Origin of the sequence: Hadarchaeum sp. (SeqCode) (assembly GCF_049969415.1) — an archaeon.
Lineage (GTDB): Archaea > Hadarchaeota > Hadarchaeia > Hadarchaeales > Hadarchaeaceae > Hadarchaeum.
On the sequence record NZ_JBMFOX010000038.1, the window covers coordinates 1 to 8,683 of the forward strand.

An 8,683-nucleotide genomic window follows, 5' to 3' on the forward strand; every position below is an offset into this window, starting at 1 on the left:
GACTGGTCCACGCTGCTCAAGTTTCAGCGCACGCGGGGGGTGCTGCGGCTCATGGCGGCGGTGATTCACTCGCTGTGGGAAAGGGGCGACCGCAGCCCGCTCATTCTCCCGTCCACGCTGCCGATGGACGATCCGCGCGTGCAGTTCGAGCTGACGCGTTACCTGCCCGACCACTGGGCACCGATTCTCGAGAAGGATGTGGATGGGCCGAATGCCCTCTCCGTCCGGCTCGACCGCGACCACCCTAATCTGGGCAAGTACTCAGCGTGCCGGCGGGTGGCGCGCACGATCTTCCTGGGTTCGGCGCCGGTGACGAGCGCGCCGCACAAAGGTCTCGAGGATCGCCGCATCAAGCTGGGCTGCGCCTTCCCCGGCGAGCCGGTGGCGGTCTTCGGGGATGCCCTCCGACGGCTGGCCAGCGAAGCCACCTACCTCTACCACGACGGCACGCGCTACTGGTATGCCACACAGCCCACGGTCACCAGGCTGGCCGAGGATCGGGCCGAACAGCTCAAACGCGACCCCGATCGGGTACACCACGAAATCGAGAAGCGGGTGCGCCAGGCCCTGCGCGAACGCGGGGATTTTTACGGGGTGCATCCCTTCCCCCAGTCGGGCGCCGACGTGCCCGATGAGATGGAAGCGCGCCTGGTGGTTCTGGGTCCCTCTACGCCCCACGCCAGAGGCAATCCGGACAGCGCCGCTCTCCGCAAAGCCAGGGAAATCCTCGAAATGCGGGGCTCTACCCCGCGCCTCTATCGCAACACGCTTGTTTTTTTGGGGCCGGACGAAACCCGGCTTTCGGACCTGGAAGAGGCGGTGCGGCGCTATCTGGCGTGGGAATCGATTCTGAGCGACCGAGAGGCGCTGAACCTGGACCCACAGCAGGTCCGCCAGGCGGAGGCGCAAAAGCAGTCGGCCGACAAAACGGTGGAAGCGCGCTTGCCGGAAACCTATTGCTGGTTGCTGGTGCCCGTGCAGCAGGAACCGAAGGTAGCGGTGGATGTCGAGGCTTTACGCCTGCAAGGGGCGGATTCGCTCGCCGTGCGGGCCAGCAAACGGCTGCGCAACGACGAGCTGCTCCTTGTGAGCCTGGCTGGCACGCGCCTGCGCATGGAACTCGAGCGCATCCCCCTCTGGCGTGGCGATCATGTCGAGGTGCGACAACTGGTGGAGGATTTCGCCCGCTATGTGTACCTGCCGCGCCTCAAAGAGCCGGCGGTGCTGGTGCGCGCCGTGCGCGATGGGGTGCGCCTGCTCACCTGGGAGCAAGACGGCTTTGCCTATGCCGACAGCTACGACGAGGCCACCGGGCGCTACCGCGGGCTGCGCTACGGGCAGAACCTCTCGCTGTCAGACTCGGACCCGCAAGGGCTCCTCGTCAAACCCGAAGCCGCTCGACGCCAGATCGAAGCAGAACAACAAACCAGTCCAGCTACTACGGGGGTAGCGCCCAGCGCTGCGGCACAGGGGACTGCCCTGGCTGGGGGAGAACCTGCCGCCCCTGCGGTTGCGGGAGTTCCCGGCACTGCCACCTTACCCAAACGCTTTCATGGCAGTGTGGCGCTGAGTCCCCTTCGCCTCGGAGCAGAAGCAGGCCGCATCGCTGAAGAAGTCCTGGCGAATCTATCTTCGCTCCCATGCGCCCAGGTCTCGGTGACGCTGGAGATTCAGGTTACGGTCCCGAATGGCGTGCCCCCTCAGGTCGTGCGCGTCGTGACAGAAAACTGCCGAACGCTGAAGTTCACCAGCTACGACTTTGAAGAAGATTGAGACTTTCGATTGTACGTTTGCTCCAGGGAGGGGTCTATGTGGCGAAAGCCGCCTGAGTTCTTTGAGCCTGTAAGGCGCAAAGCCCTCGAGCGCTGGGAGCAGCTCGAGAAAGACCCGGAACTGGCAGGCCCCTGGAAGCACCTCTTCCGGCAGGTGCAGAGTCCGCGCCATGTGCTTTCAGAACTGCTCCAGAACGCCGATGATGCGGGGGCAAGACGGGTTACGGTTCGGATACAGGAGGAGCTTTTCCTCTTCGAGCATGACGGGCACGATTTTACCGAGGAGGAATTTGCCTCGCTGTGCCGGTTTGGGTTTTCGAATAAGCGCACGCTCTATACCATCGGCTTTCGGGGCATAGGGTTCAAGTCCACCTTTAGCCTGGGAGAGAGCGTTGAGCTCCTTACACCCACGCTTGCCGTCCGTTTCGAGAAGCAGCGGTTCACGCTTCCCATCTGGATGGAGGAGGCGCCCGACTGCGATTGGACGCGGATTTCCGTCCATGTACAGGATGAGAAGCGAAAGGATGATCTTCGAAAAAATTTCAGCGAGTGGATAAAAAGTCCTGCCTCGCTGCTCTTTTTTCGCCACATCGAGGAGCTCGAGATCGAGGGTCGAACGATCCGCAAGGAGCGAGTCCGGGAGGGCCCTGTACCTGGCTCCGAAGTGATCCGGCTGGTGAGCGGGAAGCCTTTTGAGGTGCTGTACCTGGCTTCTGAGGAGGAGCCTTTTCCGGCGGAGGCCCTCCAGGAGATTCGCCAGGAACGGGATGTGGAGGATTTGAACCTGCCTCCCTGTCGGGTGGAGGTGGTGCTGGGGCTGAGCGGGCCGCAGCGTCTGTATACGGTTCTTCCGACGGGGGTGGAGGTCGAGATGCCTTTTTCCTGCAATGGGCCTTTTCTGCAGGACCCGGGCCGGTCCGGCATTAAAGACCCCTCGATTTCGCCTACCAATCGGTGGCTGCTTACCCGATTGGGGCAGCTTGCGGGGCGTTCGATGGTGGCGTGGCTGGCAAACCAGCATCTGCCTGTGGAGGAGCGTGCCCGCGCTTACGAGCTGCTTCCTCCCAGGCCCCGGGAGGGCAGTTCGCTCGAAGCCCAGGCATCCGAGCTTTTATGCAAAGCCTTCAAAGAGGCCCTCGGCAGTCATCCGGTTTTACTGACCGCTGACGGGAAACTGACCCCTCGCGAGAACTGTCTTGCTCCCCCTCGTCGGGCGTACAGGGTGTGGGAGCCAGCGGATCTACTCCGGGTCTTCGAAGCCCCCGGTTTTGATCTCCTCTCCCCCCTTGTCTCCGAAGAAGCTCGAAGAAGGTTAGACCAGTGGGAGCTGCTGGAGAATCTCCGGGAGGAGGATGTCGTAGGGCAATTGCGGCACATAAGACCCGTGCCAAGGCCTCGTGACTTTGAAGGCCTTCAGGTACTCTGGAGCCTGGTGTGGCGACACCGCAGCCAGGTTGGCTATACGGCATGGCGATCCAGCCGGCAGGAGGAGAAGCCCCTGCTGGAGCTTCCTCTTGTTCCGGTTGGGGGCAGCCGGGAGCTGCACCCGGCCAATGAGGTTGTTCGACTGCCCGAGAAGTACAAGCACCTCTCCGACGAAGCCTGGGCATTCCTCACGAGTTTGGTGGTGGTTGTGGAGCCGGAGTGGATAGAGTATCTTGAAAGGGGTGAGCTGGTAAATAGCCCGGACCCAGAAAATGCCTATGACCTGCTGCGCGAGATAGGGCTTGACCGTCCCAGCGAGACGGGCAAGCTTCTCGCGCAGGCTTGCCGGCATCTCTTTTTCCAGGAGGCTCCAACGCTCGAGGACCACGTCCGGATGGCCCATCTTCTGGCGGCGTTTGACGCAAAGGCCCCTGAGACCTTCCGTTGCATCACCCGGGATGGCCAGCAGCGATCCCTTGCGCAGGGCCTTCTTGCGACGCAGGACCCGCAGGTCGAGGACCTTCTGCCCCACTCCTGGCAGCAAGCCCACCTTTTGCATGACGCTTACTTCGAGGGGTTTCGCCTGTGCACCCGCCAGCAGTGGGAGAAGTGGGTGGCTTCGAAAAAAAGCGGCTTCCTTCCGCTAATACCATTAATTGAAAAACAATTCATTTATTATTCTTCGGAAATCTATAAAGTTCGCGACTTTTTGAAGTCGCGTGGGTATAGTGGGAATGTTGATTTTTACGCTCAAGTGAGGCAAGTGGAGATCACTGATTACGGTTTTCCTGAGGAGGTGAGAAAATTCTGGAAGAAGAAGGCCAGGGAAGATCAGGCAGTGTGGGCTAAGGTCTTTTCATTACTTGTGCGCTCTCTGGAGTGGTTTGACTGGGAAAAGTATGCCTGCGTTAGGCTGACAGAATATAACTACACACATAGCCGTTCTGTTTGGCTATACGGTAGTCAGGTTGTGAGTGAATGGATAGCTCTTCTCTCTTCCCGACCCTGCCTTTTCGATACGAACGACCAACCACGGGTAGCCGCTGAGCTCTATATGCGAACCTCGGCGACGGAACCGCTTCTCCATGTGGAGCCGTTCGTGAAATCTGAACTGGACACCAAGGCGACCGAACCCCTTCTTCGCCTTCTAGGGGTGCGGGATAAGCCCGGCAGGATCGATACTCTCCTCGAGCGTCTGCGGTATCTGGCCCGGGTACGTGAGCCCCAGTCGCTACTCAGTGAGATCCTCAAGTGGTACGAGGCTCTGGACCGCATTCTCTCTTATCAGCCAGAGACGATAGAGGCTTCGCGTCAGGCTTTCCACAAGGAAGCGCTGGTGCTCACTTCGAGGTACGAATGGAGGCGTGCCCCGGAGGTTTTCCGCAGCGAAAGCGAAGAACTTCCTGACGTTCCTGTCATCCACGAGGCTGCCAGGGGTTTGCGACTCTGGCAGTGCCTCGGCGTGCGTGAGCGGCCGGATGCGCAGTCGGTCCTGGCCTGGCTTGGTCAGCTATCCTCCGGGCAAGAACTCCAGGAAGGCCAGTCCAACGCCGTGCGTGCGGCTCTGAAGCAATACCCCGGCGCCATCTGGAGGCAGTGCGGGCACTGGCTCACACTCGACAACCGGTGGACTCCCACCTCGCAAATAAGGTATCGCTTGACGATGCAGGGTCTGACGAAGTGGGCCGATCTCCATCCAAGTATTAAGACAGCAACAGCAAATTTCCAGATGCTCTCGGCCGATATCATGCGAGAGGCTCCTTTTGCTGAGATCAAAGACCTTGGTGAGGCCATAGAGTACCGAATAATCCGTCGTCCGACTGCAACTGGAGGCACCACTCCTCCGTGGCTGAAGACGATGAGCTGGTATCTCCGGAGAGTCACATTCAGTGATGAAGAGACAACACAACGCGTCCGTTCAACAGCTCTTCGACTCGAGCGGTCACGAATCGTAAACTTCAAAAGTGGCGAGCTTGAGGTAATGCCATACCTTGACGGCGCGCCGGCTGGAACGCCAACTACACCAACGGTCCTATGGGATGAAGAGAACATTTTCATCGGCGCAAAACTGAGCAAGTGTTACGAGCACCTTGCAAACGAACTGTCAAAATCGTTTGATGAAAACCGAGTTAGAGAGGCATTCCATGCTTGCATCGAACGAGACGATGCCTTCATCGCCGAATATTTCGAGGAACACTTCACGTTGAGCGACGAAGATTTTCCCTTTGATCAACGTGATACCACTGAGAATGAAGCAAACGAACAAACGCACGGTACTGGTTTAATCCCAATCGCTCAGCTCGAAGAGGAGGAAAGCAGTAACGAAGAAGAGGAGGAAAGCAGTAACGAAGAAGAGGAAGTCACTAGAGTTCCACGGCGGCGGCACGACCGAATATTTACGGTTTTCCGCAGCTATGCAGGAGCGCTGGGCTTTGAATGGAACGAGCTTCGAGAAAGGTTCGAGCATCCTGGTGGATCGGTCATCTATCGTATTGAAGGTCGCGACTCTATCTTTCACTGGGAGCGCCTCAAGTCGGACGGATACCTCGGGATGCGCTATTGGGTCGCGCCCAAAACGTCGGTTACAGGGGCGTTCGAGTGTCCTGCCGAAGTTTGGGAGGCAATACGAAGATATCCCGATTCATGCTCGATGATCGTTGAGCGGTCAAAACAGGTATTCGAGTTACCTGGGCGGGAGCTTCTCAAGCTCGTCGAGAGCGGAAGGCTCACGCTGTTTCCTGCTGCGTACCGCTTGGTTTTTGACTTGTAGGTTCGCTTCAAAGAGTGACTTTCGTTTCCGAGTAGGATAGTCCCTGTCTGCACCATTGGAATGTTATCCTGTCGCACCGATCTTTCTTGGCGGCAATTGCTAAAATAGTGCAGTTGCCCTGGACTAACTGCGGGTGCTGAGGTCGTAAGCCCCATCACCGCAGGCGTCCCTATTCTATGAAGTTGACACTTCCAGCGATTCATCCTGCAGTTCAAGGGAGTCCTTTCTGGTTTTGAACAACTTCTACTGCCTGCGCAAGCAGAAGAAAGGGGGCGTGAGCTTGCAAGAGAAACGAGGGTTGTGGGTACCCAGCTTGCAGAACCCGATTAACTTTTGGATGTATGAACCCCAGCATCCAGAAGACAAGGCACCGCAAAAGGGGAAGCGACGAGTACAATACCCTTCCCCGGATGCGATGTGGAATGCGCCGGCCTCGCCTGACTCGAATGCCTCGGCTGGCAGGTTGCCCACGGCCCCGACATCGCGCCGGATGGTCCCGCACCCGGGCGCACCGATTACGGCCACGTGGTTCTCGAGGAGCGCCTCCGGAACGCGCTCGCGCGGCTGAACCCACACATGCCCCCGGAGGCGCTCGAGGACGGCTTCCGCAAACTGACCCGTCCCGAGGGCGCCGCCCTGATCCAGCGCAACCGCAACCTGCACCGGCTGATGGTGGACGGCGTTACGCTAGAGTACCCGGGCGCCGATGCATCCGCGGGGCGCAGGCCAGGGTGATCGCCTTCGACGACCCCGAAAGCGACGACTGCCTGGCGGTGAACCAGTTCACGGTCGTGGAGAACAAGCACACCCGCCGGCCCAACGTGGTGCTCTGCGTCAACGGTCTGCCGCTGGGAGTGCTGGAGCTCAAAAACGCCGCCGATGAAAAAGCCACCATCTGGGCTGCCTGGCAGCAGCTGCAAACCTACCAGGCCGTGATCCCCTCGTTGCTCGCCACCAATGCTGTCTTGGTTGTCTCCGACGGCATCGAGGCGCGGGTCCGGGTGGTGGGTGCCAGGCGCGAGTGGTTCAAGCCCTGGCGCCCCATCGGAGGCGAGGCCCTGGCGCCCAATACGATGCCGCAGTTGCAGGTGATGGGTGATGATCGAGGGGCTCTTCGAGAAGCAGCGATTCCTTGATTTGGTGCGCGATTTCATTGTCTTCGAGAATGACGGCGGCGGACGGCTCGTCAAAAAAATGGCCGCCTACCATCAGTTCCACGCCGTGCGGGTGGCCGTGGCCGAGACCCTGCGCGCTGCGCAATTAACGCGTGCTGATCGGGTGGCGGATGCGCTTGGGCGATACGAAGCAAGCCGTAAGTCCGGCGGTCAACCGGGCGACCGGCGCATCGGGGTAGTCTGGCACACCCAGGGCCCGGGCAAGAGCCTGACCATAGCCTTCTACGTCGGGCGCATCATCCGCGAGCGGGCCATGGAGAACCCTACCCTGGTGGTGCTCACCGACGGCAACGACCTGGACGAGCAGCTCTTCGGCGTTTTCTCCCGCTGCCGCGACCTCCTGGGACAGGACCCGATCCAGGCCGAGAGCCGGGCCCAGCTTCGCGAGCTGCTTCAGGGGCGGCAGGCGGGCGGGGTCATCCTCACCGCCATCCAGGAATTTTTCCCGGACGTAGGGGCAACCCTCCGTGGTTGCCCACAGGAAGGGCAGGCACAGGGGCCTGCCCCTAAATTACCGGATCGCCGCAACATCGTGGTCATCGCCGACGAGGCCCATCGTAGCCAGTACGACTTCATGGCCGGCTTCGCCCGGCACATGCGCGATACCCTGCCCAACGCCTCCTTCATCGGGTTTGCCGGCACGCCAACCGAAAAGGGCGACGCCAACACCCGCTCGATCTTCGGGGACTACATCTCGATCTACGACATCCAGCCGGCGAACGCCAGGGCAAAGGTGTCCTGGACCGGACAGATCCTGCGCTACGCGTTTTTTCTTATGCATCCCGGCTGCCTCAAGGGTCGAGCATTCCCGCGGTGAACGTGTACGATAAAAACATGGATACCTGGGTCGCGAGCTTGGTGGTCCTGCTGGTGGTTGTCGACCTAGCAGTCCTCGCGTGGGTCGTGACCAGGGCCCGGTCCGCAACCAGGGCCCGCAAGGAGGCTTGCTCCGAGTGGCTCGCGGCTCTCCAGCAAGACCCCCACCTCTGGAGGCGTTACGAGGCCCACTGGAAGGCCCGCTGGCGCACCGGGGTGGGCTATCTGGTGGACATGGTCCTCTCCATGGGGGTATCCGCCACCCTGACTTTCCTCCTGCTACCGCTCCTAGGGCTGGGGATCGAGGACGACGCCACGAAGTTTTTGTTCCTAGGGGTTGCCTTGGCTACCTGCCTTTCCATTGTCTATGGCAGCCTGTGGCTGCTCGGGACCACGTTGGGTCTCTGGCTCCTCGGAATCGCTGTGGTCTCCCCCTGCACGAAACGGCTGGCTTCTCCCCGCGAGCGGCGGCCCCCGACCAAGTGGGACTACAGGCGCGACCGGGTCCCCGGCCTCCTCTTCGTCCCTCGCGACATGTTGGGGATGTGATGAACCCTAGGCCTGAAGGCGGGGCTCCCGGTGACGCGCACTTGGTGACAAGTGGCTCAGGAGGTTGCCATGAAGAGCCGCTGGCGCAAGAAGCCGCGGTTCCCTAGGCAAGGGGCGCCGGCTCGGGCTTCTAATTGGGTCTGGGAGGCTTCAAAAACGCGGGGAGCTCGTAGCTG

3 protein-coding genes and 1 pseudogene are annotated in these 8,683 nt (G+C 60.4%); all 4 read left to right on the forward strand.

The annotated features are described in order from the left end of the window. On the forward strand, nucleotides 1–1,773 hold a 1,773-nt coding region (locus ACP5PX_RS06855), incomplete at its 5' end, for an ATP-binding protein (protein WP_428085230.1). 36 nt (nucleotides 1,774–1,809) lie between these two features. Then, on the forward strand, nucleotides 1,810–5,967 hold the full coding sequence (locus ACP5PX_RS06860) for a sacsin N-terminal ATP-binding-like domain-containing protein (RefSeq protein ID WP_428085231.1): 4,158 nt from the start codon (nucleotides 1,810–1,812) through the stop codon (nucleotides 5,965–5,967). Nucleotides 5,968–6,408: 441 nt separating this feature from the next. After that, a pseudogene (locus ACP5PX_RS06865) lies at nucleotides 6,409–7,860 on the forward strand (type I restriction endonuclease subunit R); the annotation flags it as partial. 101 nt (nucleotides 7,861–7,961) lie between these two features. Further along, nucleotides 7,962–8,507 (forward strand): hypothetical protein, encoded by a 546-nt coding sequence (locus tag ACP5PX_RS06870; RefSeq protein WP_428085232.1) that lies wholly within the window; start codon nucleotides 7,962–7,964, stop codon nucleotides 8,505–8,507. Nucleotides 8,508–8,683 lie beyond the last annotated feature (176 nt).